This window comes from Bacillus sp. FSL R5-0431 (genome assembly GCF_038002985.1).
GTDB lineage: Bacteria > Bacillota > Bacilli > Bacillales > Bacillaceae > Bacillus.
This window is the reverse complement of sequence record NZ_JBBOOG010000001.1, coordinates 3617178-3643022: the sequence shown is the minus strand read 5'-3', so window position 1 is coordinate 3643022 and position 25845 is coordinate 3617178. Positions and strand designations below refer to the sequence as shown.

At 42.6% G+C, this 25845-nt stretch carries 18 protein-coding genes; 5 read left to right on the top strand and 13 right to left on the bottom strand.

Translation table 11 applies throughout. The annotated features are described in order from the left end of the window. The first annotated feature begins 257 nt into the window (after positions 1-257). The 3 genes from MKZ03_RS18755 to rplI are packed head-to-tail and all read left to right on the top strand — an operon-like array spanning position 258 to position 3652. The gene (locus MKZ03_RS18755) at positions 258-1196 is read left to right on the top strand and encodes a YybS family protein (RefSeq protein WP_034660744.1); all 939 of its coding nucleotides are present in this window, start codon (positions 258-260) and stop codon (positions 1194-1196) included. Positions 1197-1226: 30 nt separating this feature from the next. Then, positions 1227-3206, top strand: a complete 1980-nt coding sequence (locus MKZ03_RS18750; protein WP_060597693.1) for a DHH family phosphoesterase — start codon at positions 1227-1229, stop codon at positions 3204-3206. After that, positions 3203-3652, top strand: a complete 450-nt coding sequence (gene rplI, locus MKZ03_RS18745; RefSeq protein WP_034323903.1) for a 50S ribosomal protein L9 — start codon at positions 3203-3205, stop codon at positions 3650-3652. Before MKZ03_RS18750 ends, rplI begins: the two co-directional genes overlap by 4 nt. A 41-nt stretch (positions 3653-3693) precedes the next feature. Here rplI and MKZ03_RS18740 read toward each other — a convergent pair whose 3' ends face one another. The 13 genes from MKZ03_RS18740 to MKZ03_RS18680 all read right to left on the bottom strand — a co-directional run bounded on the left by MKZ03_RS18740 (position 3694) and on the right by MKZ03_RS18680 (position 23129). After that, positions 3694-4908 carry a CynX/NimT family MFS transporter gene (locus MKZ03_RS18740; protein WP_095286170.1) on the bottom strand — a complete coding sequence of 405 codons (1215 nt, stop codon included), beginning with the start codon at positions 4906-4908 and terminating at the stop codon, positions 3694-3696. Positions 4909-4930: 22 nt separating this feature from the next. Beyond that, positions 4931-5077, bottom strand: a complete 147-nt coding sequence (locus MKZ03_RS18735) for a YycC family protein (RefSeq protein ID WP_003214589.1) — start codon at positions 5075-5077, stop codon at positions 4931-4933. Between the two features lie 72 nt (positions 5078-5149). Beyond that, a complete protein-coding gene (locus MKZ03_RS18730) occupies positions 5150-5884 on the bottom strand; it encodes an alpha/beta hydrolase (protein WP_060597691.1) in 735 nt (244 codons plus the stop codon). A 115-nt stretch (positions 5885-5999) separates the two neighbouring features. Then, positions 6000-6965, bottom strand: coding sequence for an ABC transporter substrate-binding protein (locus MKZ03_RS18725; RefSeq protein ID WP_034660636.1), 966 nt, complete (start codon positions 6963-6965; stop codon positions 6000-6002). A gap of 98 nt (positions 6966-7063) precedes the next feature. Beyond that, a complete protein-coding gene (locus MKZ03_RS18720; RefSeq protein WP_334750661.1) occupies positions 7064-8689 on the bottom strand; it encodes an AraC family transcriptional regulator in 1626 nt (541 codons plus the stop codon). Between the two features lie 124 nt (positions 8690-8813). Next, positions 8814-9041 (bottom strand): MbtH family protein, encoded by a 228-nt coding sequence (locus tag MKZ03_RS18715; protein ID WP_025093680.1) that lies wholly within the window; start codon positions 9039-9041, stop codon positions 8814-8816. A 20-nt stretch (positions 9042-9061) separates the two neighbouring features. Continuing rightward, a complete protein-coding gene (locus MKZ03_RS18710; RefSeq protein WP_340974204.1) occupies positions 9062-16210 on the bottom strand; it encodes an amino acid adenylation domain-containing protein in 7149 nt (2382 codons plus the stop codon). A gap of 15 nt (positions 16211-16225) precedes the next feature. Continuing rightward, entirely contained in the window at positions 16226-17131 is a 906-nt protein-coding gene (locus tag MKZ03_RS18705) for an isochorismatase family protein (protein ID WP_307500617.1), read from the bottom strand. Between the two features lie 19 nt (positions 17132-17150). After that, positions 17151-18770 (bottom strand): (2,3-dihydroxybenzoyl)adenylate synthase, encoded by a 1620-nt coding sequence (locus MKZ03_RS18700; RefSeq protein ID WP_307500616.1) that lies wholly within the window; start codon positions 18768-18770, stop codon positions 17151-17153. 23 nt (positions 18771-18793) lie between these two features. Beyond that, positions 18794-19975 (bottom strand): isochorismate synthase DhbC, encoded by a 1182-nt coding sequence (gene dhbC / locus MKZ03_RS18695; RefSeq protein WP_334750658.1) that lies wholly within the window; start codon positions 19973-19975, stop codon positions 18794-18796. A gap of 26 nt (positions 19976-20001) precedes the next feature. Then, positions 20002-20787: a 2,3-dihydro-2,3-dihydroxybenzoate dehydrogenase gene (locus MKZ03_RS18690; RefSeq protein ID WP_340974198.1), complete on the bottom strand. Its 786-nt coding sequence runs from the start codon at positions 20785-20787 to the stop codon at positions 20002-20004. A 7-nt stretch (positions 20788-20794) separates the two neighbouring features. Then, a complete protein-coding gene (locus tag MKZ03_RS18685; RefSeq protein ID WP_341032596.1) occupies positions 20795-21676 on the bottom strand; it encodes an alpha/beta hydrolase in 882 nt (293 codons plus the stop codon). Between the two features lie 595 nt (positions 21677-22271). After that, complete coding sequence (locus tag MKZ03_RS18680; protein WP_106031728.1) at positions 22272-23129, bottom strand: hypothetical protein; 858 nt, start codon at positions 23127-23129, stop codon at positions 22272-22274. 108 nt (positions 23130-23237) lie between these two features. On the opposite strand from MKZ03_RS18680, the gene MKZ03_RS18675 reads away from it, so the two are divergent. Next, positions 23238-24194 carry a DUF4885 family protein gene (locus MKZ03_RS18675; protein WP_341032595.1) on the top strand — a complete coding sequence of 319 codons (957 nt, stop codon included), beginning with the start codon at positions 23238-23240 and terminating at the stop codon, positions 24192-24194. Positions 24195-24461: 267 nt separating this feature from the next. Then, on the top strand, positions 24462-25826 hold the full coding sequence (gene dnaB / locus MKZ03_RS18670) for a replicative DNA helicase (RefSeq protein WP_003214779.1): 1365 nt from the start codon (positions 24462-24464) through the stop codon (positions 25824-25826). Positions 25827-25845 lie beyond the last annotated feature (19 nt).

Sequence of the window (25845 nt, the reverse complement as noted above, 5' to 3'; positions counted from 1 at the left end):
AGCTTTTGACCTTGAATTCAGGGTTTATAGCTAAGAATAATCTAAAAAATTGTAACATGCTGATTGAAAAGTTGCATGTACGAATCTATATTGGTGTTCCACGTGAAACTCTCCTAAGATAGCCTGCATTTTACTTGCGATTTGCCGCTATGGTAAAATAAAGGTTGGGGTAAGACATGGTGTAGCTTACATCGTACGTATACATAGAAGGACACATTGAGCAAGATATAGAAAAAGGATTGGATAGAGGTGAAGGTGTGAAACAAACAAAAGCGTTAGTAGAGGGCGCTATCATGATCAGTATTTTTTCTGTCATGATGCTGTTTTATTTGTATGTGCCGCTATTATCCATTATTTTCTTTCTAGCTGCTCCGATACCGATTATCCTCTATACAATCAGGCACGGCTTGAAAAAAGGAATTGCTGCTGGCGCTATTGGGATAGTGATCAGCTTTTTAATTGGGTCTCTTGCTGGACTCATGAGTGCGCCAATTCTGATTGCTGCCGGATTAGGCATGGGTGTTTTCTACAGCAGAAGGCAGCCTGGGAATGCCATCATTACAGGTGCGCTGATCTATTTATTCAGTTTTCTTATCTCCTTTATTGTCAGTGTTCAGCTTTTTCAAGTCGATATCATGGGTATCGCGAAAGAGTCGGTTGAACAAATGATTCCGATGTTAGAGAGTGTCTTAAAGCAATCCGGCGCTTCTGAGCAGAACATTGCGAAGCAGCTGAAGCAGTTCAGAGAGATGCAGGATGCTGCATTGAGTGCTTTGCCTGTAGCGCTGTTAATTGGTGTCACATTGCTGGCGTTCGTGAATCACTGGTTCGTGCAGCCTCTGATCAAACGGTTTGTCAAAGACATGCCGGTCTTGAAGAAATTTAAGGATATGCGGCTGCCAAAAAGCATGGTATGGTATTATTTACTCACACTGCTTTTGATGCTGATTCAGACGGAAAAAGGCAGCTTTTTATGGCTTGTTCAAACGAGTGCTTTTCAAATTTTATTTATACTGGTGCTTATTCAGGGATTTTCCTTTATCTTCTATTATTGCCACGAAAAAAGCATCTCAAAAGCGGTGCCCATTTTCGCTATCGTGTTAGGGGTTCTCTATCCGCCAGTCGGTGTGATTGTGCGTATTATAGGGATTGCTGACATAGGCTTTGATTTAAGAGAGAAAGTAAAAAACAAATAATTCACTCTGAATGTTGAGGAGTTGATATCAGTGCCAAGCTTCTATAGAAAACCTGTCATCAAGTATCCGATCATCGCTTTGATTGTCCTTGCGGTGGTCACAGTCCTCCTCAACCTTTATTATAATTGGATCATAGGAGCGGTTGGTCTTTTCGTTCTTGCAGGTGTGCTCTACTTCTTAAAGTGGGCAGATACGCAAGTGCAAAAAGAGATTGATTCATATATTTCAACATTATCCTATCGAGTCAAAAAGGTTGGAGAAGAAGCATTAATGGAAATGCCAATTGGTATTATGCTGTTTAATGACCAGTATTATATCGAATGGACAAATCCATTTCTCGCTTCGTGCTTTCATGAAAGCACGCTTGTCGGCAGATCCTTGTATGATACATTCGAGTCCGTTGTGCCTCTTATTAAACAAGAGGTCGAGACAGAAAATGTGACGCTGAATGACCGGAAATTCAAAGTCATTATTAAACGGTCAGAGCGCCTTTTATATTTCTTTGATGTCACGGAACAGGTGCAGATTGAAAGACAGTACGAAAATGAACGAACGGTGTTATCTTATATCTTTTTAGACAATTACGATGATGTCACGCAGGGTCTTGATGATCAGGTGCGCAGCACCATTAATAGTGAAGTGACGTCGCTGTTAAACAATTGGGCACAAGAATATGGCATTTTCCTGAAGCGAATTTCGTCTGAACGATTTATGGCGGTTCTAAATGAGAGCATCTTAGCAGAGCTTGAAGCGTCGAAGTTCTCCATTTTAGACGAGGTCCGTGAGAAAACAGGGGCGCATAGTGCGACACTTACTCTGAGTATCGGGATTGGAGCGTCCGTTCCTTCTTTAAAAGAGCTTGGGGCACTTGCGCAGTCGAGTCTTGATCTTGCCCTCGGACGAGGCGGGGATCAGGTAGCCATTAAGCAGCCAAATGGAAAAGTGAAATTCTACGGCGGGAAAACGAATCCAATGGAGAAACGGACACGTGTACGCGCACGAGTCATTTCTCATGCTTTAAAAGAAATTGTATCTGAAAGCGGAAATGTCATGATCATGGGGCATAAGTTCCCAGACATGGACTCGATCGGTGCATCGATTGGAATTTTAAAGGTCGCCCAGGCCAATGGGAAAGAAGGCTATATTGTCATTGATGCCAACCAAATTGGTGACAGTGTTCAACGCTTGATTAGTGAGATTAAGAATTATGAAGATCTTTGGTCACGTTTTATCACCCCAGAGGAAGCCATGGAGCTTGCAGAGGATGATACATTGCTTGTGGTCGTGGACACACATAAACCGTCTCTCGTCATGGAAGAACGACTGCTCAATAAGATTGAAAATGTCGTGGTCATTGACCATCATAGACGCGGCGAAGAGTTTATCCGTGATCCATTACTTGTCTATATGGAGCCGTATGCTTCATCCACAGCAGAGCTTGTGACAGAGCTTTTAGAGTATCAGCCGAAGAAATTGCGTATTAACATGATTGAAGCTACTGCGCTTCTCGCTGGGATCATCGTGGATACGAAGAGTTTCTCGCTGAGAACGGGATCAAGAACGTTTGATGCAGCATCCTATCTTCGTGCGAAGGGGGCAGATCCTGTCCTTGTGCAAAAATTCCTAAAAGAGACAGTTGATCATTACATCAAACGGGCAAAACTCATTCAGCATACAGATTTGTATCAAAATCAGGTGGCGATTGCTTCATTGCCGTCAGACAGCTCGGAGTATTATGATCAAATTACGATTGCCCAGACGGCTGATTCTCTGTTGTCAATGAGTGAGGTAGAAGCGTCATTTGCTGTCGCTAGACGAGATGACAACACGGTGTGCATTAGTGCGAGATCATTAGGAGATATCAACGTCCAAATTATCATGGAAGCGTTAGATGGCGGCGGTCATTTGACTAACGCTGCCACCCAAATGTATGGTATAACCATTGAAGAAGCGGTAGAGCAGTTAAAAGCTGCCATTGATGAATATTTCGAAGGAGGGGTTCAAAGATGAAAGTCATCTTTCTAAAAGACGTAAAAGGCAAAGGGAAAAAAGGCGAAGTCAAGAATGTAGCTGACGGATACGCTCACAACTTTCTCATCAAACAAGGGTTAGCGGTTGAAGCAAATCCAACGAACCTAAGCGCATTGGAAGGGCAGAAAAACAAAGAGAAAAAGAATGCCATCCAAGAGCTTGAACAAGCGAAGCAACTAAAAGAGACACTTGAGGCGTTAACAGTGGAGCTCACTGCAAAATCAGGTGAAGGCGGTCGTCTGTTTGGATCGATTACAAGCAAACAAATCGCTGATAAATTGCAAAAAGATCATCAAATCAAACTCGATAAGCGCAAAATCGAGCTGAATGACGCCATCCGTGCATTAGGTTACACAAATGTACCGGTGAAGCTTCATCCAGAGGTACAAGCAACGTTAAAGGTTCATGTGACAGAACAAGCATAAAGCAGAAAAGAACCCGTCTCACGAGGAGGCGGGTTCTTTTTTTATGATGGATCTGAAATATAGACGCTTCGTCCGGCTCGCATACCGGATAAAAACATGAAAAATAGGATGATGATAAAGATGATAATGGATGGCGTCCATGTATGTGTGAGATCAAAAAGGATACCGATCATGAACGGACCAACGGCGGCTAATAAATAACCGAGAGACTGCGCCATTCCGGAAAGGGCAGCGGCTTGCTCCATATTGGTCGTCCGTAATCCGATAAATGTGAGCGCCAGACTGATGCTGGCACCTTGTCCAATACCGATCAATAAAACAGAGATCACGAGAATAGGCGTCGATCCTCCGAGAAGAAGTCCGATCATGCCAAGTAAATACACAAGGACAAGTCCGAAGACAAGCGGTCTTTGTGTTTTTAATTTTTCTGCAAAAACAGGCGTTAAAAAGGTGGATGGCAGCCCAGCAAACTGCATAATGGACAGCATCCAGCCGGCTGTCGACAGGTTCATTCCATGTGATGTTAAAATATCAGGAAACCAGGCGATGCTGCTATAGAAAAGGAATGACTGCAACCCCATAAAAAAGGTCACCTGCCATGCGACACGTGAACGCCATATCGGCTGCTCTGTGAGCGAAATGCTTTTGACGGCCGCTGTGTTCTGATGAAGAAGCTGTGGCGCCCAGACCATCATCGCGAGAAGAGCAAGGCCAGCCCATACGAGGAATGATGTATTCCAGCCGCCAGGCATCGTATGACTGAGTGGAACACTGATACCTGATGCAAGTGCCGCAAAGACGGACATCGAGGTCGTATACACGCTCGTCATCAATCCAGCATGTGCAGGAAATTTATGCTTCACGAGCCCCGGTAAGAGCACATTACATATTGCAATCCCGACACCGACAAGCGCGGTTCCAATCATTAAGAAGGTGATCGTGCCAAACGAGCGAATCACAATCCCAAATAAAAGGACAGCAAGCCCAAGCCAAAGGGTTCGTTCATTGCCAAGACGTTTTCCGATTTTAGGTGCAATTGGAGAAAGCAATGCGAATGAGAGCAGTGGTAATGTTGTGAGAAAACCCGCAAGTCCATTTGAAAGCTGTAAATCGGAACGAATGGCGCCGATGAGAGGCCCCACGGACGTAATGGCAGGCCGTAGATTAAATGCAATGAGTAAAATCCCAGCAATCAGCAGGATGGTTTGTCCTTTACTGCGAGGATGTAATGTTGATTGTTCTAGATGTTGTTCCATGAATGTAAACTCCTTTATTTCTTTAAGAAGAACGATCTTTCTTCTGTTCAAGTTCTGCTAGTTTAGCGATTAAGATATGCTGCGGCATATGCATGATTTGTTCAATGGGTACATTGAGTGATGCCGCAAGTTTTTGTGCTGTATCGGCTGAGATTTGTAAAGGTCTCATGAGCAAATCCCTCCTCTTTCAATCTATACGTTCCAATATATCATATCGGCTTTGTACCATGTTGATAAAAAATTAGAGTTCTCTTTTATAAAACCACTTTATGGCCGATAAGAAATTTTTTTGAAATTGTTTCAGATGATGGCCCTCCCCTTGTTCGATGTGATATTGCAGCTGCCAATCCTGCATCCCTTTCTGTAATAAAAGGTCATGTAGTTGTTTGTTGAATAAAGGCATGTGCTGTTGAGCAGATGTTTTGCCTTTACCTTCTTCACTGCCTACAGATAAATAGACAAGGTGCTCCACACACTGAATGCTTTGTTGTTTAGCAAACGGTAGAAAATCTTGATACCAAAATGACCCAGAGATAGATGCGATGTTTTTAAAAAGGGCAGGGTGCATCAATAGGGTATAAATAGCAAATAGTCCACCTAATGAAGCACCTACGTGACTATGTTGATGACAGGTCTGCTTGACTGGATATTCTCTTTTGATATAAGGGAGCAAGTCATTTGCTAAAAATGACATATACGTCTGTGCCTCGCCATTAAAGTCAGGAAACTCAGAACGCAGTGATGACGCCTTCCATGGTGTATATTCATCAAGTCGATTGAAGGGGTGTATGCCGACAATGATGATTGGCGAGATGGTATTGGCTTCGATCATTCTTTCGATCTCTAGCAGGTGTGTTCTAAACAAAGAAGAGCCATCTTGTACAAAGACAGCTGGAACATCAATAGAGGTGTCCTGTGGAAGGTAAATATCAAGCTGACGCCCATTAAACTCGTCATATAGAAACGTTCCGTTCATGTGTATTCTCTCCTCAAGGTTTTCAACTACGCTGAAAAGAAGACAAAGAGCTAAAAATAAAGATCATTTTAGCCCTTTGTCAACAATCTGATCGCGCAAATTGGCGCTTCTTTTTTTAGTTGTTTTTCTCTAACCATTTGACAGCTTTATCAAGGAAGGTTGTTTTGCTTAGTGCTGTTCCTCCTTGAAGCATAGGATCAACGACATTTGCATTGATGTGCCCATTTTTCACAGCTTTTAGGCTTGTCCAAATTTTATTTTGCTCTAAGTCCTTCAATGCGTTTGGATTCGATGAGTTTTCCGCTTTAGAGAACTGAACAAAAATATAGTCAGGATTTAGTTCGCCCAGGCGCTCCATCGAAATCATCGCTTGTGCTTTGGCTTTTTTGATATCACTTGGTGCTGAAAATCCTAAGTCCCCATATAAGGTTGAGTTGAAGTATACGTCTTCAGGATACACGTACAGGTCGCCCTGTCTAATGCGCAAAATGACAGCTGTTTTGTTGTTGCTTTTGTCTTTCAGGGTTTCTTTCGCTTGTTTGAGATCTTTCTGATAATCAGAAATGATGTTTTTGGCTTCTTCACTCTTTCCAGTCAGTGTACCGAGCAATAAAAGATTGCTTTCCCAGTCAGAAGAGACATGGGATACTGGGATCGTCGTTTGGACTTTATCCAGTTTTTTAATTGTTGCAGGCGGGAACTTTGTTGATCCGAGTATCACGTCTGGTTTTAGTTTTAAGATTTTTTCTAGGTTTGGTTCTGTTTTTTCACCGATGCCTTCTGTTTTCGCTGTGATGTCTTTAAATAATTCAGGGAATGTGCCGCCTACGGTAGAAGCACCAATAGGTTGGATACCAAGTAATTTTGCATCTTCCATTGATTCTAGGCTTCCAGCAATGACGATTCGTTTCACTGGTGTTTTGAGCTTGTACGTTTGATCTAAGTAATTGATTTTTGTTTCTGTTGCTTCAGCTGACTTGCTTTTGGCTGTGTTTGAAGCAGGTTTATTTTCTGTAGCACCACAGGCTGCTGTGGTGATCGTCATGATACAAAGGGTAAGCAATGCTAACCATTTTTTCATTTGTTTTCTCCTTTAACTGATAATTGTTCTCAATTAAAGATTGTATTAGGCTTTCGTCCTTTTAGCCATAGACAATTCTCTATCAAATGATGGACTTTTTACGGAAAAAAAGATAAAAGGTCCTGAATGACTCGTTGATGACTGGCTGCTGTGTATTCACGCCAAGGGTCAGAAGCGAGTGGATAGACTGCTTGTTGACTCACAGCCTTGAGATTTTGCCAAGCCTCCTGTTGCTTTAACTTTTGATAAAATGCAATGGTTTTTGGCTCCTTATGCAAGAAGAGGAAGATGGCGTCTGGGTCTAGCTGTTGTATGGAGCGAATGCTGATTTTTTTTTCTATTAGCTGACCATCATTCTGAAAAGCTGGCAGAAGACCAATGTCATAAAAAATCACTTCTGACATGGTGCGATTTACAGACAAGTAGAGCTGATCTTGAAAGATACGAAGAGGCAGGACGGTTTTTGGTGGATGATCAACAAGGCATGCCTTTTTCGCTTGAATGACGATTTCCTCGTAATGAAGCAACCATTCTTCTGCTTCCTTCGCTTCGTTCAGGAACATAGCTGTTTGTCTGAATTGAGCGCGCCAATTCAATTGTGTGAATGGAACAAAGTGAACAGGACAGATGGTTTTCAACACTTGTTTTTCTTCCTCTGTCACATGATCATTGGCAATGATCAGCTCAGGTTTTGTTTCCTTTAATTGCTGTAAATTGGCTTCAGCGTGCTCGTTGATACGATGTGCACTCAGGTGAATCGGAATTTCTTCTGCATGATGCTCAAAATCATGTGCTGTCCATTTAGGATGAAGAGGGGCAGCATATGGGATGATATGAATTGGTGTGAGCTGACCGAGTATGGAATGACCATAGGCTGCAATTTTCCGCTGACGGCTTTTCATATAAGCAGAAGGGGTCATGCCAGTTTTTTTCTTAAAGATGCGGCTAAAGTAATAGGGATCTTGATAGCCGATTTCCAGTGCAATGTCTTTGAGCTTTGCATTGCTTTTTGCCATTAACTGTTTGGCTCTTGCCATCCTTTTCTTGGTGATATAATCAGTGACACTCACATCAAAATGCTTTTTAAATAGCTCACTGTAATGATTGGCGCTGATGCCAGCCATATGAGATAGACTTGTAAGGCTGAGGGGTTCTTCGGAATGTTGATCAATATATTGTTTTGTTTTGAAAAGGGCATGTGCCGTGTCACAAATATCTTCTTTATGCAGTGTGAAAAGCTGCATAATGAGCTGTTGAAAAAGAGTTTGGCTTCTAAAAAAGCTAATGGATTCAGGTCTTTTCCATTCCTCTGTCATTTCAGGCAGTAAAGAATGAATTTGTTCAATCGAGCTAATATCGATAAATTGCCATACATTCAGTAAAGAACGGGCATGTTCAGTTGATACTTCTCCTATGTTTTGATCTTGCAGTGTGTAGAGCTGAAAGCGAAACAGATAGAGCTCGTGTTTTCGATAAGGCTCTGTTTTCAACATAAATGTTTCCCCAGGCATGATCGTATAGAGTGTCAGATTTTTCAATCGCCATTTTTGATCGTTCAATGTGAGTAAACCGCTGCCGCTTATGCTGAAGAGGAGGCAGAATGTATCTGATAGCTGTTGCTCCGTATGCGGAAGCTCTGCATTATTTATTTTTTCAGTATATGTTAATCGATAGATGAATTGTTCGGCATTTGCCATTGTACGTAATTGATTGTTATTTCCCATAAAACCACCTGATCTCTTATTGATTGATAAACATTCTCAATTAAATTGTAGCAGAAAGGGCTGGAAAGATGGTGATGTTTATTCTGTCAAAAAAGCACCCTGAGTGAGATCAGGGTGCGATGATTTATTCCGTTTTTCCATGTGCTAGGGCAGGTTCTTTTGTTAAGCTTAAAGGCCGTAAGTCCTGCCAGTGTGTCTGGATGTAATCGATGCAGGCATTTCTAGTGTCTTCACCAAAGACCTTTTCCCATCCATCTGGTACGGGTGCAAATGATGGCCAAAGTGAATGCTGTCCTTGTTCATTGACAAGCACAAGAAAGACACCGTCTTCACGATCAAAGGGATTTGTCATTTGTCATCTCTCCTTTATTCTTAGTGCTTTTGTTTGACCCGATGCAGTGTGTTGTCTAAGATGACACCAATTTCTGCTAGGGGTTTAGGCTGGCACATGTCTTTGTGCCGGCAATGAATGTCGTGCTGTTCAATTTTTCCGTTGATATAAGGTGCCCATGCTTCGGGATCAATTGGTGTAAACCAATCTGGGATAATGGTAGATCTAAAGAATAATATGTCTCCATGATAAGTTTTTGGCTGATATTCTCCGAGCAATCGAACTGAATTGACATAGGTTTCTTTTAGATTTCTAATGGCATCTTCACTTAAGCTTGCTAGTGCACTGCCATCTTTTTTCAAGATGTCGACGGCACTTTTCATTGTGAGCGGTTCATCTGTTAAGGTATCTGGATCATAACCGCCGAGCGCAAGAAGAGCGATTAGTGCTTCTTCTTCATCAGGTGCTTCTTTAATCGGTAAGAAATGGTTCGGATAGGCATCCAGCATCGCAACGAGTGAGATTTCTTCACCTTGCTGCTGGAGCTGTGTAGCTATTGCCTGTACAACGTTTCCGCCTAGTGACCAGCCAAGAAGATGATAAGGGCCTTTTGGCTGAATCGTTTGGATGTGCTTGATATAATCCGCAGCCATATCATCTAGTGTGCGCGGGTAGTCATCTTTTCTTGCGATTCCTCGTGCCTGTAATCCATAAATAGGGAGGTCTTTCTCTAATGTATTCAAGAGACCTGCATAGCACCAGCTAAGACCACCTGCTGGGTGAACACAGAAGAGAGGATATCTTTCTCCATTTGTTCGTAGTGGCAGCAAGATTTCTAGTGCGTTTTCATCGCTTCCATTTTCTAGTTTCTCTGCCAAACTTGCAACATTTGGTGCTTCAAACAACGTTCCGATGCTTAGTTTGACACCAAGTGCATCACGAATGCGGCTGATTAAACGAACCGCAAGTAAGGAATGCCCGCCAATGTCAAAAAAGCGATCGTCAATGCTGATTTTTGGCAAATCAAGCACCTCTTCAAAGAGATGACATAGGATTTCCTCCTTCGGATTTCTTGGGCCGCGGCCATCCGTTTGCTTTATATGCAATTGAGGTGCCGGCAGTGATTTTTGATCAAGCTTCCCGTTTGCTGTAAGTGGCATGGTATCAATCTGTACATATGCCGCAGGCACCATGTAATCAGGAAGACTGGCTGCGGCAAAATGACGAAGGGTCTCTGTATCGAAACAGTCTTCTTCAGTTGTTACGATATATGCGACTAAGCGTTTGTCACCAGGCTGATCCTCTCGCATAATGACGGCAACTTGTGCAACTGCATCGTGGCGTGCCAGAACGGCTTCGATTTCTCCAAGTTCAATCCTAAACCCGCGTATTTTAATTTGATGATCAGCTCTGCCAATGTAATCAAGTGCCCCTTCTTCTGTCCAGCGTGCGAGGTCACCTGTACGATACATCCTTGTGCCAGGTGCTCCATAAGGGTCGGCAGGGAATCGATCTGAGGTCAGGTCAGGCCTGCTTAGATAACCTCTTGCCAAGCCAGCTCCAGCTACATACATTTCACCTGTCGTCCCAGGGGGAACAGGTTGTAGGTATTCATCTAGTACGTAAACGTGTAGATCAGGAATCGGTTCGCCTATTAAGCTACTGGATTTCTTTGCGATCATGTCTCGATTGAGTATATTGTACGTAACGTGTACGGTGGTTTCTGTAATGCCGTACATGTTAATTAGCTTTGGCTTACAGTCTGAGTGACGGCTGTACCAATCTTCTAATCTGCTAAGCTCTAATGCTTCACCGCCAAAGATGACATAGCGGAGTGATAATGCTTGACCAAGTGTTTGTTGTTCCTTGTCTATCTGCATGAGCTGATAGAAGGCAGAAGGTGTTTGATTAAGCACAGTCACACCTTCCTCGACTAGAAGCTGCAGCATCTCTTCTGGAGAGCGAGAGATGGTATGAGGTACAATGACAAGTCGACCTCCATATAAAAGTGGTCCCCATATTTCCCATACTGAAAAATCAAAGGCATACGAATGAAACATTGTCCAAACATCTTCTTCATCAAAATGGAACCAATGTGCAGTAGATGTCAGAAGACGGATGACATTTTGGTGTGGGATGACCACTCCTTTTGGTTTCCCTGTAGAACCGGATGTATAAATAATATAGGCCGGATGCAGAGAAGATAGTGGCTCAATTCTGTCTATATCAGCCGGATTGTGATTTGGCGTAGTCAGCAATTGATCGCTCGTTTCTTTTTCGTCTAACAAAATCAAATCGCAATCAGCAGGGAGATGCACTGCATCTGCTTTTGTTGTGATGCTGCAAACGGGTTTGGCATCTTGTATCATGTATGCCAGCCTGTCTGCTGGATAGTCAGGATCAAGCGGAACATAGGCTGCGCCTGCTTTATGAACGGCTAATAAGCTTACGAGCATATCGATTGATCTAGGCAGGGCAAGTGCAACGAACTGTTCTGGTCCAACGCCTCTTTCTATTAATAAATGAGCAAGTCGATTGGCTTTGTTGTTTAACTCTTCATAGGTAAGCTGTTGATTGCCATCCGTTACAGCCACTCGATCAGGGTATTGCTGCGCCGTTATTTCAAATAAGGCTGGGAGACTAGGTGCTTGGTCTAACTGAGCGAATGTCTTTTTGTCAGGGAGAAATGTTTGTCGTTCTTTATCCGACAAAATGTTCACTTGACCAATCGGCAGGTGTGGGCGCTCAGCTACTTCTGTTAAAAAGCGCTTCATTCTGTCAGCGATTGCTCGAATGGTGCTTTGTTTAAATACATCTGTACTGAATTCAAACAAACCTGTTAATCCTGCTGCTGATCCAGTTTCAGTTCTTTGTTCTGTCAATTCGATGGTCAGATCAAATTTAGCTGACCCTACTGGTTTCACGTAGAGATCTGAGTCAAGTTGTGTCAGCTTCATTTCCGCCTTCGGTGTATTTTGGAAGGCAAGCATGACCTGGAACAATGGATTGCGTGATCTGGATCGGGTTGGATTTAGGATTTCGACTAGCCGTTCAAATGGCAGATCCTGATGCTCATAGGCTGCTAAGTCAACGTCTCGAACTCGCTTCAATAGCTCACTAAAGGTTGGATTACCAGCTGTATTTGTACGTAATACTAGTGTGTTCACAAACAATCCCACAATGTCGTCAAGTGCATCGTCATTCCGTCCAGCAATTGGACTGCCAATTGGGATATCTGTCCCCGCCCCAAGGCGTGTCAGTAATGCTGCAAGTGATGCTTGAAGCACCATGAACAAACTCACTTGATGCTGCTTTGCAAGCTCAAGGAGCAGCTGGTGTAAAGCGGGCTCAATCGTAAAGTCTATCGTAGCACCGTTGAAGCTTCCTTCCTGTGGACGCGGGAAGTCATAGGGAAGCTCCAGTTCTTCTGGCAGGTCATGTAAGGCACCTGTCCAATAGCTTAGTTGCTTGGCAAATAGACTATCCGTCTCTTCTTCACTGCCCAACAGCTTCTGCTGCCAAATAGCATAGTCAGCATATTGAACAGGTTCGGCTGGCAAGGAGAGTGATTTCCCTTGTATACGTGCTTCGTAAGCAGCAGCTAAGTCTCGTGTCAATGGTGCAAGTGACCAGCCGTCACCAGCGATGTGATGCAGCAATAGAAGCAGTACGGATCGATTTGCATCAAGCATGAATAAATCTGCTCGCAGTGCGGGTTCTTCTTCAATCTTAAAGCTATAGCGAATGGCTTCGTTTAACTGATTCTCAATTTGTTGATCGCTTGAAGCTGTGACATGGAGTTCAGGCTGAACACTTTTTGGATGTAAAATGACCTGTCTTGGCATGCCGTTCTTATTTGGAAAAATGGTTCTAAGGGTTTCATGTTTTTCAGTGATATCTGCCAATGCACCAATTAGAGCTTTTTGATCTAGTGTACCTGTCAGCTGAATGACAAGTGGGATATTGTAAGTTGGACTTGGCCCTTCAAGGCAATGAAGGAACCAGAGCCGTTTTTGGGCAAAGGATAACGGAATCTCATCTGGCTTGTTTTCTACCTGAAGCGGCGGCCGAATGTCCTTCGCTTTGTCAATGTGCTGCGCAAGCTCAGCAACTCGAGGTGATTCAAAAATGGTACTCATGCTTAGGTCTGCACCAAGTGTATCGCGTATACGTCTAAGCAGACGAGCGGCGAGTAAGGAATGTCCGCCTAAGTCAAAGAAACTATCATCTATGCCAATTTGAGATAGGCCAAGGGTTTCTGCAAATAAACTACATAGCATGTCTTCTTGGGGTGTTCTAGGTGTACGCTCAGAACTAACTAAAGACATATTTGGTGCTGGTAATGCTTTGCGATCGATTTTGCCGTTTGGTGTAAGTGGAAGTTCTGGCAAAACGACAACAGCAGAAGGCACCATGTAATCAGGAAGTGATGCAGCCACAAACTGCCTGAGCTCTGAAGGGTGCAGAGAAGTGCCATCTGTCAGCACAACATACGCACAAAGCAGCTGTTGTCCAGGTTGATCCTCACGAACGATAACAGATGTATGCTTTATGGATTGGTGTTGCATAATCACGGTTTCGATTTCACCTAGTTCAATACGGAAGCCGCGGATTTTAATTTGATGATCGGCACGGCTGATATAATCAATTGAACCATCCTCACGCCATCTGGCTAAATCACCAGTACGATACATTCTCGTGCCTTTTGTACCGAATGGATCAGCCACAAAACGTTCAGCCGTTAAATCATATCGTCCAAGATATCCTCTGGATACTCCTTCACCTGCAATATAAAGTTCACCGATTGATCCTGCTGGGACAGGGTTTAGCCCTTCATCTAAAATGTAAATACTCGTATTCCAAATGGGTTTGCCAATTGGCGGCCCGCTATTCTCTTGATGTGCTGTGACATTTTCCATCGTAGACCAGATCGTCGTTTCTGTAGGTCCGTACAAATTGGTAATGTCGCATTGAAGAGATTGCAATGTGTGCAAAAGGGAAGCAGGGAGTGCTTCTCCTCCAACAAGAACACGCATACCTGTTATCACGTCAGGGTATTCATCTGCCAATACCTGCCACAACGTTGGTGTTGCCTGCATGATTGTGACATGATGAGAACGAATCATGTCTGAAAGCTTTGCTGGCTCTTGTATGATTTCTTTTTTTGCCAATAAAAGAGCAGCCCCATGTAAGAGTGGGAGGAACATTTCTAGCCCGGAAATATCAAAGGCAATGGTCGTTACCGCTAAAAGCTGGTCTCCTTGATCTAATAAAAATGAATCTTGCATGGACAATATAAAGTTGATCACATTTCGTTTCGTTACAACAACACCCTTTGGTTTGCCTGTCGATCCTGACGTGTAGAGGATGTAAGCCGGGTGATGTGGAGAGCCTTCGCTCCAGGTCGGATTGAGATGCGGACTGCCTACGATCTCCTGATAAACAGTTGAATCATCCAGTTGAACGATGTGTGGATGGTCCAAACGGTCTGCTGTCTCTTTGACTGTGAGCAAGCACGCTGGTTTGGCATCATTTAGCATATAGGCGACACGATCGCTAGGGTAATCAGGGTCTAATGGCAGATATGCGGCTCCTGTTTTGACGACGGCCAACAGACTTACGACCATATCGATGGATCGAGGCAGAGCAATTGCGACAAATTGTTCTGGTCCAATGCCATGCCTTTTCAAATAATGAGCTAATTGATTTACCCGTTGATTTAACTCTTCGTAGGTCAAAGTGGTTCCTTCAAACTGTATTGCTTTTGCTTGTGGTGTTTTGCTGACATGTTTTTCAAATAGTTCCCGTAAAGATTCTTTTGGTAATTCTCGTTTTGTATCATTCCAGTGCTTGAGGATGTTCTCTTTTTCTTTAGACAAAAGAAGGTTGAATTGACTGATTGTCTGATCTTGTTCTAGTCCAGTTATTTCCTCGAGCAATTGAAGAAAACGATGCTGATGAGCGTCAACTGCTTGCTCTTTGTAAACGGCAGGGTTTGCATCAAAGTCGATTTGAAATCCGTTCCCGTCCGCGCGGTCGTATATGTTGATCGATAAATCATCTACGGGTCCTGCTGAAAGATTATGTGCTTGACCAATGCTCTGATCGAACATGAGATCATAATCAAATGGCATGATATTGATCTGTGGGCCGAATAATCGTTTATTTCTTCCGATGAGTTTAAAGTCTCTCCGCATATCTTCGTGACGATATCTTTGATGAGGCCGAATGGCTTTCAGTTCATCAGATACTTGGCGAACAAGTGCTGAGAGCGTCATTTCTGGTTTGCATGTTAAACGAAGCGGTACTAGGTTCATGACCATTCCGGGTGTTTGCAAGGCGCAAGATCCAAGGCGCATCATAACAGGCAATCCTAAAACAATATCGTGTGCACCAGTCATACGATGCATATATAGAGCGGATGCGGCAAGAATCATTTCATGCCAGGTACAACCGAAAGCTTGAGCAATTTTTTTCATTTTGCTTACCTTTTCGGCATCATAGCTAGCGGTTTTTCGGATAAAATCATCTGAAGTTCTTGGGGCAAGCTCAGCAAGGCTCACAATTTCAGGTTGATCAGCAAAGCGATTTTTCCAAAACGCTCGATCATCTTCATACTGATTGGACTGTTGATAGGTGATCTCCTCTTGGACTACGTCATGTAAGGCTCCAAATGTTTGAGGAGGCACAGGTGTCCCTTTCGATAGGGCTGAATAGACCTCAGCAACACGGCGTGCAATGAGCGAAATGGCGAATCCATCAATGGCAATGTGATGAATGCGCTGATACCAGATAAATCGGTCGTCAGCAAGTTGAAAAAGTACTTCACGGAATAATACATCTTTCTCTAAAGAGACTGGTGTTGAAAGATCTGCATTCATCCATGCTTTAGCCGCATCAAGCGGCTGTTTTTCATATTGTAAATTGATATATTGAAATGGAATCTCTTTCTTAGATGTAAACCATTGCTTTGGACCGTCAGTATCCTCAACGAAGCGCATATACAAGGAATCTGCTTCTAAGACAGTCTTTCTAATGGCTGCTTCAAAGTGTATGGGGTCAATATAACCTTTAATATCTATATACTCAGCTGTATTGAAAATGGGATTAGATGGATCAAGCTGCTGCGCATACCATATGCCTGATTGGGCACCGGTTAGTGGGAATGAATCGACTGACTGGATCGACAAGAGTCTATACCTCCTTTACATGTAATCGATATTTGGGATAGATGGCTGTTTTTCTGGGAAAAGAAGAGTTCGCCAATGAGTGAGCGTTGGATTTGCTGCAAGCTCAACGAAATTGACTGTCATTCCTTGCTGTCTCCACTTTTCCGCTAGGCTCATCATTCTAATAGAATCAAGCCCAAGGTAGACGAGATTCTCGTCAAGCGGTATTTCATTCGGCTCGATTTCGAGATACTCAGCTACTTGGTGAAGGATGGCCTCAAAAGATAGGTCATCGTCTGCTTCCTGTCCTGTTAAACGACTAATGATTTGGTTTGTCGTTGTGGTGACCGCACAGCGTTCAGCTGCATAGGTCATTGCCATTTTGTGATGCTTAAGTGAAAAGTCAGCAACGGCATCGGCGACAAAAAAGGTTTCAATATCGAGCATGAAAGCTTCTGCGGCTGTCAGCATACAGCCAATATGTGCATATACGCCAGTAATGATCAGTTGATCACGCCCGCCTTCTTGAAGAATATCTAAAAAATTGGATTTTTTGAATGCGCTATAACGCCATTTTGTCAGCATTGTATCTGCTTCAGATGGAGCAAGCTGATCAATGATTTTTGTCAATGCTTCATCATCACCAAGTCCAGGTCCCCAAAAATCTGTTAATAAGGCACGATCCTTCGGGTCTTGGTCACCAGGTTGAGCTGTATAGACGACTGGAATTCCAAGTTCATTGCATGTATTACGTAATTGTTCAATATGTTGAACTAACTCTGTGATTGGTGATGTATCTTGTTGAAATGCATTTAAAAAATATTGCTGCATGTCATGTATCAGCAGAACAGCACGTTTCGGATCCGGTATCCAGTTCACTTTATTTTCGGGTAAATCTTGTGTGCTCGGCATTGGATACGCAGGAATAGTAGGGATTGCCATGGTTTTCACTCCTCTTTTGTTATACGTTGGCAGTATGGATTGCAGCTAATTCTCTTAATGCTTTTTTACTGACTTTGCCTACACCTGTTTGTGGGAACGCATCGATCCATTCAATGCGGTCGGGAATTTTATAGGCAGCGAGCCCGCGTTCTCTTAGAAATGACTTTAAGGCGTGTGGTGCAGGCTTGTTGTTTCCTTTCGCAATAACAAAGGCACATGAGCGTTCGCCAAGAAACGGATCTGGCATGGACACCATGGCGGCATCATGAATGTCAGCATGCGCAAGTAAATGGTTTTCGACTTCTTCAGCGGCAACCTTTTCGCCACCACGATTGATTTGATCCTTGTCTCTGCCTTCTACAACAACATTTCCTTCTTTGGTTAATCGCACGATGTCACCTGTTCTGTAAAAGCCATCGGGTGTAAATGCTTTTTTGTTTTGTTCATCAGCTTTATAGTAGCCGCGAATCGTATAAGGTCCTCTTGTTAAAAGATGTCCAGCCACTTCATTCGGGACGGGCTTGTCCTCATCATCTACCACTAGTACCTCATCATATTCAGACATCGGGCGTCCTTGTGTATGAATAATCACATGTTCAGGATCATTTAGTCTGGTATAGTTGACCAGACCTTCTGCCATGCCAAAAACTTGCTGTAATTTACACCCAAGGGCAGGCATCACTCGTTTTGCTGCCTCAGCACTTAATTTAGCACCACCGACTTGTAAGACCTCAAGACTCGATAAGTCATCTGATCGATGAGGAGCGGCCTCTAGCCAAATCAATGCGATAGGTGGAACCACAGCGGTAATGGTCACTCGTTCTTTTTCAATGAGTGGAAAGACTACATCAGGGCTTGATCCAGGTGCAAGAACGACTCTTCCACCTGCGTATAACGTCCCAAGGACTCCAGGCGAGCTTAATGGATAGTTGTGTGCAACTGGAAGTGTAGCTAGATACACACCATCTTGTGTAAGCTCGCACACCTCATTGCTTTTCCAAAGACTATAAATATAGTCATCATGTGTGCGAGGAATGAGCTTTGAAAGGCCTGTGCTGCCTCCAGATAACTGAAGAAACGCAATTTCGCTTGCCTCTACATGAATTTGAGGATCAAGTGATGGGTCCTTGCGCAGATCATCCAAGTCAAGGAATTCCTCAGCTTCCCCTGCAACAATGACATGAGGTAATGAGGGAAGCTTTTCTTTCACTTGACGTGCGAGTGATCGATAATCAAAGCCGCCATCGATATCTGGTATGACATATGCGTCTGCTTCGGCAAACTCAATAAAATAAGTGATTTCGCTGCTTCTATGAGATGGTAGCGAGAAGACGGGTAAAGCACCGATTCGAAATAAAGCGAAAATGACTTCAAAAAAAGCAGGAATGTTAGGAAGCTGAACGACAACTCGACTTCCCTTTTGAATTCCAAGCTGATGAAAACCGGCGGCAAGACTGCTGACGCGCTCATCAAGTTCTTGGTAGCTCATGTGCGTATCAGCGTATGTAATTGCTGTTTTATTCCCTAACGATGCGGCGCGTTCACGAAGCATGCCGCTAAAGGTTTCCCCACGCCAACAGCCGTTTTCACGGTAGCGTTTTGCAAATTCTTCTGGCCATGTAGGTGGTTGAACAAACATGTTTTGTCATCTCCTATGTATTTTTATAACTGATGGATGCCCATCGCATGAAGCATCGTGTTGAATTTTGCAGATGTTTCGGCTAGCTCTTCTTCTGCCTTTGATCCTTTGACCACTCCTGCACCAGCAAAGAGGCGAAGGGAGTGTCCCTCAGCTTCTGCACAACGAATGGTGACAATCCAATCACCATCACCATTTGCATCTGACCAACCGATCATTCCTGTGAAAAATCCTCGATCGAAGGGTTCAATCGCTTGGATTGCTTCACGAGCATCTGCTGTAGGTGTTCCGCATACTGCGGGTGTTGGATGAAGGCTAAGCGCTAAATCAATTGAGGATACACCTGCATCTGCTAATTCACCTTTAACGACAGTAGATAAATGCCACATCGTTTCTGTTTGTATGACGGATGGTGATGCAGGCACATCTAGTGTATGACAGTAAGGAGCAAGCGCTTTAGTGACAGCATCGACAACCACTGCATGCTCGTGTAAATCCTTCGCTGAAGTAAGGAGTTCATCGTGACGACGCTGGTCTTCTACTGGATCTGAACTGCGTGGCCGAGAACCAGCAAGTGGATTGGAAATAACAGTTGAACCAGTTTTTGAAAGAAGCAGCTCAGGGCTTGCCCCAAGCAGTGTGCGCTTTTGGGAAGATTCCGGGTCAGCTACATTTGCAGCAAACGTATAGCCAGTCGTATTATGACGAGCAAGTCGTTCAAGTATTGCTTTCGTATTAATTTCTCGATTTGATTTGAGATGGAGAGATCTAGAGAGTACGATTTTGCTAAGCTCTCCTTTCTCAATTTTAGCTAACCCTTCGTTCACACCATTCATGTAGACATCTGGAGAGGGGACAGGTGTCACCTCATAGGATGGAGCTGCCACTTCCGACTCCTCATCTCCTTGATGAAATTCGAGTGGATCACTAAACTGTACATGGATTGGAACACTTAAACGAACGGGTTGCGCCGGATCAAACGGAACAGCACCAGCAACAATCGGTGTTCGAATACCAGCTTGTTTGGCAGCGTCAAATACGTGAGCTACCCTTGTGGATAGTTCATTTAGCTGATTGGTTTCAATATGCTGGAAAATCCCTTCTGCCAGTATCGTACGTTTAGGGGAAGCAAGGAAAAAAGCGCCTGGCTGATAGTCTTGAATCAACTGTACTTTTTCTTCTGACGACAATAATGAATGTTTCATGAAAAGGCCTCCTTTTTGATGAAATGCTAGATTCCGAGTGTTGCGCCACCATCAATCGTGAGATTCTGCATCGTAATATGACTGGATTGCTCAGATGCAAAGAAGATTACTGCATCAGCGATGTTTTGAGGATCAGCGATTTTTTGTAAAGGAATACCGGTTTTATACGTCTCTAATGAACCTTTAATCACCTGATCTGCTCCTTGTTCATCAGACCATAAAGCCCATTGCATAGGTGTTGCGGTAGAGCCAGGAGAGACGACATTGCATCTGATTCCATAGGCTGCTAGCTCTAATCCAAGCGTTTTTGTAAAGGAAGTAGCTGCGGCTTTTGATGCGGCATAGGCAGCCATATTCATTCTAGGGATGGCACCTGCGTTAGAGCTGACGGTCACAATGACCCCTTCTGATCTTTTCATCATGTATTTGGAGACAGCTTGAGATACGTAAAAGACACCATGTGTGTTGACTGCGAAGGTTTGGTGCCAGTCATCTGCACAAAGCTGGTCAATAGAACCGACTCGAAGAATGCCTGCTACATTGACTAGTAAATAAATGGATCCGAGCTGCTTTTCAATTTGATCGACAATGTGCTGAACAGAAGCTTGATCGGTAATGTCACCTGGATAGGCAAAGGCGCGTATGCCTTCATCATTCATTTGTTGGATGGTGCTTTGCAGCTGATCTTCATTTGCGTCAACTGCTGCAATGATCGCACCTTCTTCGGATAGTCTTTTTGCGACTGCTTGCCCAATACCTTGTCCTGCGCCTGTAATAAGGGCAATCTTTTGAGATAGACCACTATGTTTCATGTGTTCACTACCTTTCTTTCATGTCTGTGGTTGTTAAAGGATCATCATGATAGAGTGCAAAACGGAAAGCGTAATTCATCAGCACCGGTAAAACGGACGTATGTCCTTCTTCAGGGAACTCATGATAGGCCGTATGTAAGCCATATGAGGATAAAGGCAACATACGATTTGCTAGTGACTTTGCATGATCATTCATTTGACATGGATGATGTTTTTCTAGCTCACCTACACCTACAAACAGCCTTACATCCATAGGCACCTGACGTATACGGTCGGTGAATTGGTATTCTTTTTCTAGAAATAATTTTTTATTCCAGTGGATAGAAGGACTGCCCGCAATATATGTCTGATAAGCATCAGGGTGCTCAAATAGTGTGTGTAATACAAAAAGACCGCCAAGAGAATGCCCAAACAGTGTTTGACGACTCAGGTTGATCGGAAAGCGTTGCTCGATATAAGGCTTTACAGTCTTTTCTAAAAAAGAAAAGAAAGCAGAGGCCCCGCCATATGTATGGATGGAGAAGTCCTTTCTTTTGCCCCCAATGGAAGCATCAGGGCTGGTAAGAGTGAGATCATAATGCCTGAGCGGATGATAGGGCGCTTCTGTCTGATAGCCAATTCCAACAATGATGGCAGGTACGACACCTGTTTTTTCAGGTCTTCTTGACTGTAAACGAATGGATTCGACCATTGTGCCAAAAAGTGAATTCCCATCAAGCACGTACATGACTGGAAAACCAGCCGCTGGAGGAGTAGTATTCGGTTTAAATATAAAAAGTCTGTATGGGTGTGCTGTGATATCCAGTTGCTCCGTCCCAGGTATAAAAAAAGGACGGCTTTCTCCGAAAAGTGAATCCTCAGTACCCATTCCTTCAGGGCGTTTGGACATATGTAAAAAATCTCCTTCCTCAAATTCGACCCTCATACGATGATAAAAGCAGGCTTGCGGATATTGGATGAGTGTAGTAATTGAAGAATGGTTCCTCCAAATGAAAATGATTCTCAACTATCACGCAAGCAAATCAAATGATAATGGTTATCAATTATGAAGTCAAATGTTCATTAAGTTGTGTATTTGATATTTTAATCTTAATATTCAGAAAATAACGGACTAACTCACTAACAAATGATTTGATATAGGGAATACCGGACCTTGTCATTTAAAAAGAGGAGAAATGTCAAAAGACCTTGACTGCCTCGGAATATTTACCATTTTCTTCTGTTTGATTCAGGAATAAATATAGGTTTTTCTTCTCGAAATAATTTTGAGGAAAAATGAGTCTATAGACCCTCTTATATTTTTAGGCAAAAAGAGGAGGGTTTTGCAAAAAGCTGGTGATCATATCTCACAACTTATTCAATATCATGCGTAGCTGTTTTAAAAGTGGCGAAGTATAGCATCAAAAATGACACAATTAAAAAAGTAAGGGAATGTACCCTTACTTTTTGATCAATTGGTGAACATGTCTGTAAACACCATTAAATTAGAATCCATCTGTGACATCATATTCGTAACGGATATCGGCTTTGACATTGCTCATAGTAGATCTCGCTGTAGCTTTTGCGTTGTACTTAAAGTTCCATTTTTGAGCGACTTTTAATTCATCTTCAAGAGAAATACGGTAAGAACCGCTTGTTGCAGAAGAAAAAAGTGATGTGTACCAAATATTACTTTCACTAGCCATCAGTTTGTGTGTGACATTCCCTTGGTTGGGTGTTTGGGTACTAGTTGTCGTAATCGATTTAACTACAGCACGTTTAGGAACTGTGGAATTATTAGTTAAATCCATTGTAATGACTGAAGAATCAACTCCTAAAAAATTTAAAGAAGAATTCCCCAAGTTGGTAGAAGTCCCCGTAAAATTGAATGTCCCATTCCCAGATTTAATACGATCTTGAATGGAAACAGTAAAGTACATATTCCCTGTATATGTACCACGGGTCACTTTCACAAAATAAGTCTCTGAAGTTGATGTAACTTCACCAGTATTAGCAAAAATAAAAGGCGTTACTGAATCAGGATTAATAACTTCGGACCCTGTCCTAGAATATTTAGAATTATACACCTCGATATTCATCCCTGTATATTGCTTATTATAAGAACTTCTGACATAAACTCTTTCACCTTTATTGATCGTAAACTGATAATACGCTTCATTTTCACCTTCAGGTAAGATTGTTGTATCTGGACGACTATTTTTCCAATATCCCATTGAACTTGCTGTGTTAGGACTGTTATTCCCTGTAATAGCTGCTTCCGCAGAATTAGGTGCAAAAAAACTAGTAACAAGCACTAATACCAATGCAGGTAATAAAAAACGTTTGAAGATAGTATTTGTCATATTTTAACCCTCCTTGTAATAATTACTATATCGGATCAAAACTAACAAATTTTAACTGAATTGCCGATATATTTAATAATCACTATTTTTTTAAAAAGGAGAATCAAAATGAATATTAATACGTCATACACGGCAGGTGCTTCAAACAATCAGAACCGAATCGACTATAAAGGTCAATCAGCTATTAAAAGTGCAAATGAGGTGATGACCGAAGCTGATAGACGGATGAAAATACTAGATGAAAAATACGAAAAAATAAATGAACAAAATAAACGATTCAAAGATCCTCAAGACCATATATATAATAAGTATAGAAACCCTTATTCTTCTTATTTCAGAAGTGATCTAACAAAACCGGAAAGAGAAGCTGCTTACATTATGGAAATGAGTTGGGCAAGGAATAATAAAGGAGGTCAATATGACTTTAATGACGCCATCTTCCGTAATGAAAAACGGTACGATCCTACCCAAGAAAGCGTAGAGAAAAAAATATTCAATCGGCAAAAGGTCAACGAACAATTGCAAGATTTATTCTCTAAAAACGGTATAACCATTCCTAAAAACACAAATTTAACTTTTACCATTGACCCAAATCATTTCAAATTATTGGTGAGTGGTTCAAAAGACGAATCGCTTTTAAAACAAATAGAAGACCTATTAAATACAACCAACAATACAAGAGAATTATTTTTCCACATCATGAAAAGCAGATCTGACGATTCTACTCAATTCACGCCTGATTCTCTTGCCAAATTCCACCTTGTTAATCAAATCAAAACGGTCACAGGCTACAATTTAAAAGATTTAAGCATTGTAAACGGTCAATTTGTAACGGATAACGGGAAGAATATTTTTGATATATACAAAGAAGAACTCCTGAAAAATCCATACACAGCAGAAAATGCACGCATTGCCGCTTCACATTACGGAGCACAGCTATTTGATCTAGCCAAAAACGGGATTGATTCAATTCCCGATTTGGTGTTATCTATTGGTTATCAAAACGGGTCTTTACAAGACATTGGGCAAAAAGAAAATTATGGAGTTAAGAAAACGATAGATTAAAAAAACGCATTCGAACATGCCATGTTGGAGCGTCGATCACATGTGTGAACTACAACAGATAAAAATCCGATACAGAAGGACTCTATAACAATTTATGTTACAGAGTCTTTTCTATTGAAATGCGTTAGTTTTGCTGTTCAGAAACACAGTGTTCAACGAAAAATCCTCATGGTAATTTTGACTATAGTCGATGTTTTTCACTTTTTTATTGATGAAAATGTTAAAATGATGAGTAGCGTATTTTTTTATGAAAGGACGGTGCTTGGCATGACGGAACTTCTCGATGACCGGCTGCCGCCGCAAAATATAGAAGCCGAGCAGGCCGTATTAGGTGCTGTTTTTTTAGAACCATCTGCGCTCACGCTCGCTTCTGAGGTATTAATTCCAGAGGATTTCTATAGAATGTCGCATCAAAAGATTTACAATGCGATGCTTGTACTTGGCGATAGAGGAGAACCGGTCGATCTTGTCACGGTGACTTCTGAACTTGCCAATACAGATTTACTAGAAGAGGTAGGCGGGATTTCGTATTTAACCGATATTGCGAATTCTGTCCCAACTGCCGCAAACATAGAATACTATGCAAAAATTGTAGAAGAGAAATCAATTTTAAGACGTCTGATCCGCACGGCGACAACCATTGCACAGGATGGATACACGCGTGAGGATGAAGTAGAGGATCTGTTGAGTGATGCTGAAAAGACCATTATGGAAGTGGCGCAGCGTAAAAACTCAGGAGCTTTCCAAAACATTAAGGACGTTCTTGTTCAGACATATGATAATATTGAACAGCTTCATAACCGAAAAGGCGATATCACAGGGATTCCAACAGGTTTCTCCGAGCTTGACCGGATGACAGCTGGATTTCAGCGAAATGACTTAATTATTGTCGCGGCTCGTCCATCAGTAGGGAAAACGGCTTTCGCATTGAACATCGCACAGAATGTTGCGACCAAAACGGACGAAAGTGTCGCCATCTTTAGTTTAGAAATGGGAGCTGAGCAGCTAGTTATGCGTATGCTTTGTGCAGAAGGGAATATCAATGCACAGAACCTAAGAACCGGTAATCTGACAGAAGAGGACTGGGGCAAGCTGACAATGGCGATGGGCTCGCTATCAAATAGTGGGATTTTCATTGATGATACACCAGGAATCAGAGTAAGTGAAATTCGCTCAAAATGCCGCCGTTTGAAGCAAGAAAACGGTCTTGGCATGATCTTGATTGACTACTTGCAGCTCATTCAAGGGAGCGGACGATCAAGCGATAACCGTCAGCAAGAGGTTTCTGAAATCTCTAGGGCATTGAAATCGCTGGCAAGGGAGCTTGAAGTTCCAGTTATTGCTTTGTCTCAGCTTTCACGTGGAGTAGAACAGCGTCAGGACAAACGTCCGATGATGTCTGATATTCGTGAATCAGGAAGTATCGAGCAGGATGCCGATATCGTGGCATTCCTTTATCGTGATGATTACTACGACAAAGAATCAGAGAATAAGAACATTATTGAAATCATCATTGCTAAACAGCGTAACGGCCCAGTTGGTACAGTATCACTGGCGTTCGTCAAAGAATATAACAAATTCGTCAACCTGGAAAGAAGATTTGACGATGCGGGTGTTCCGCCCGGTGCTTAAAGCCCAGCTCAAGAAGCTG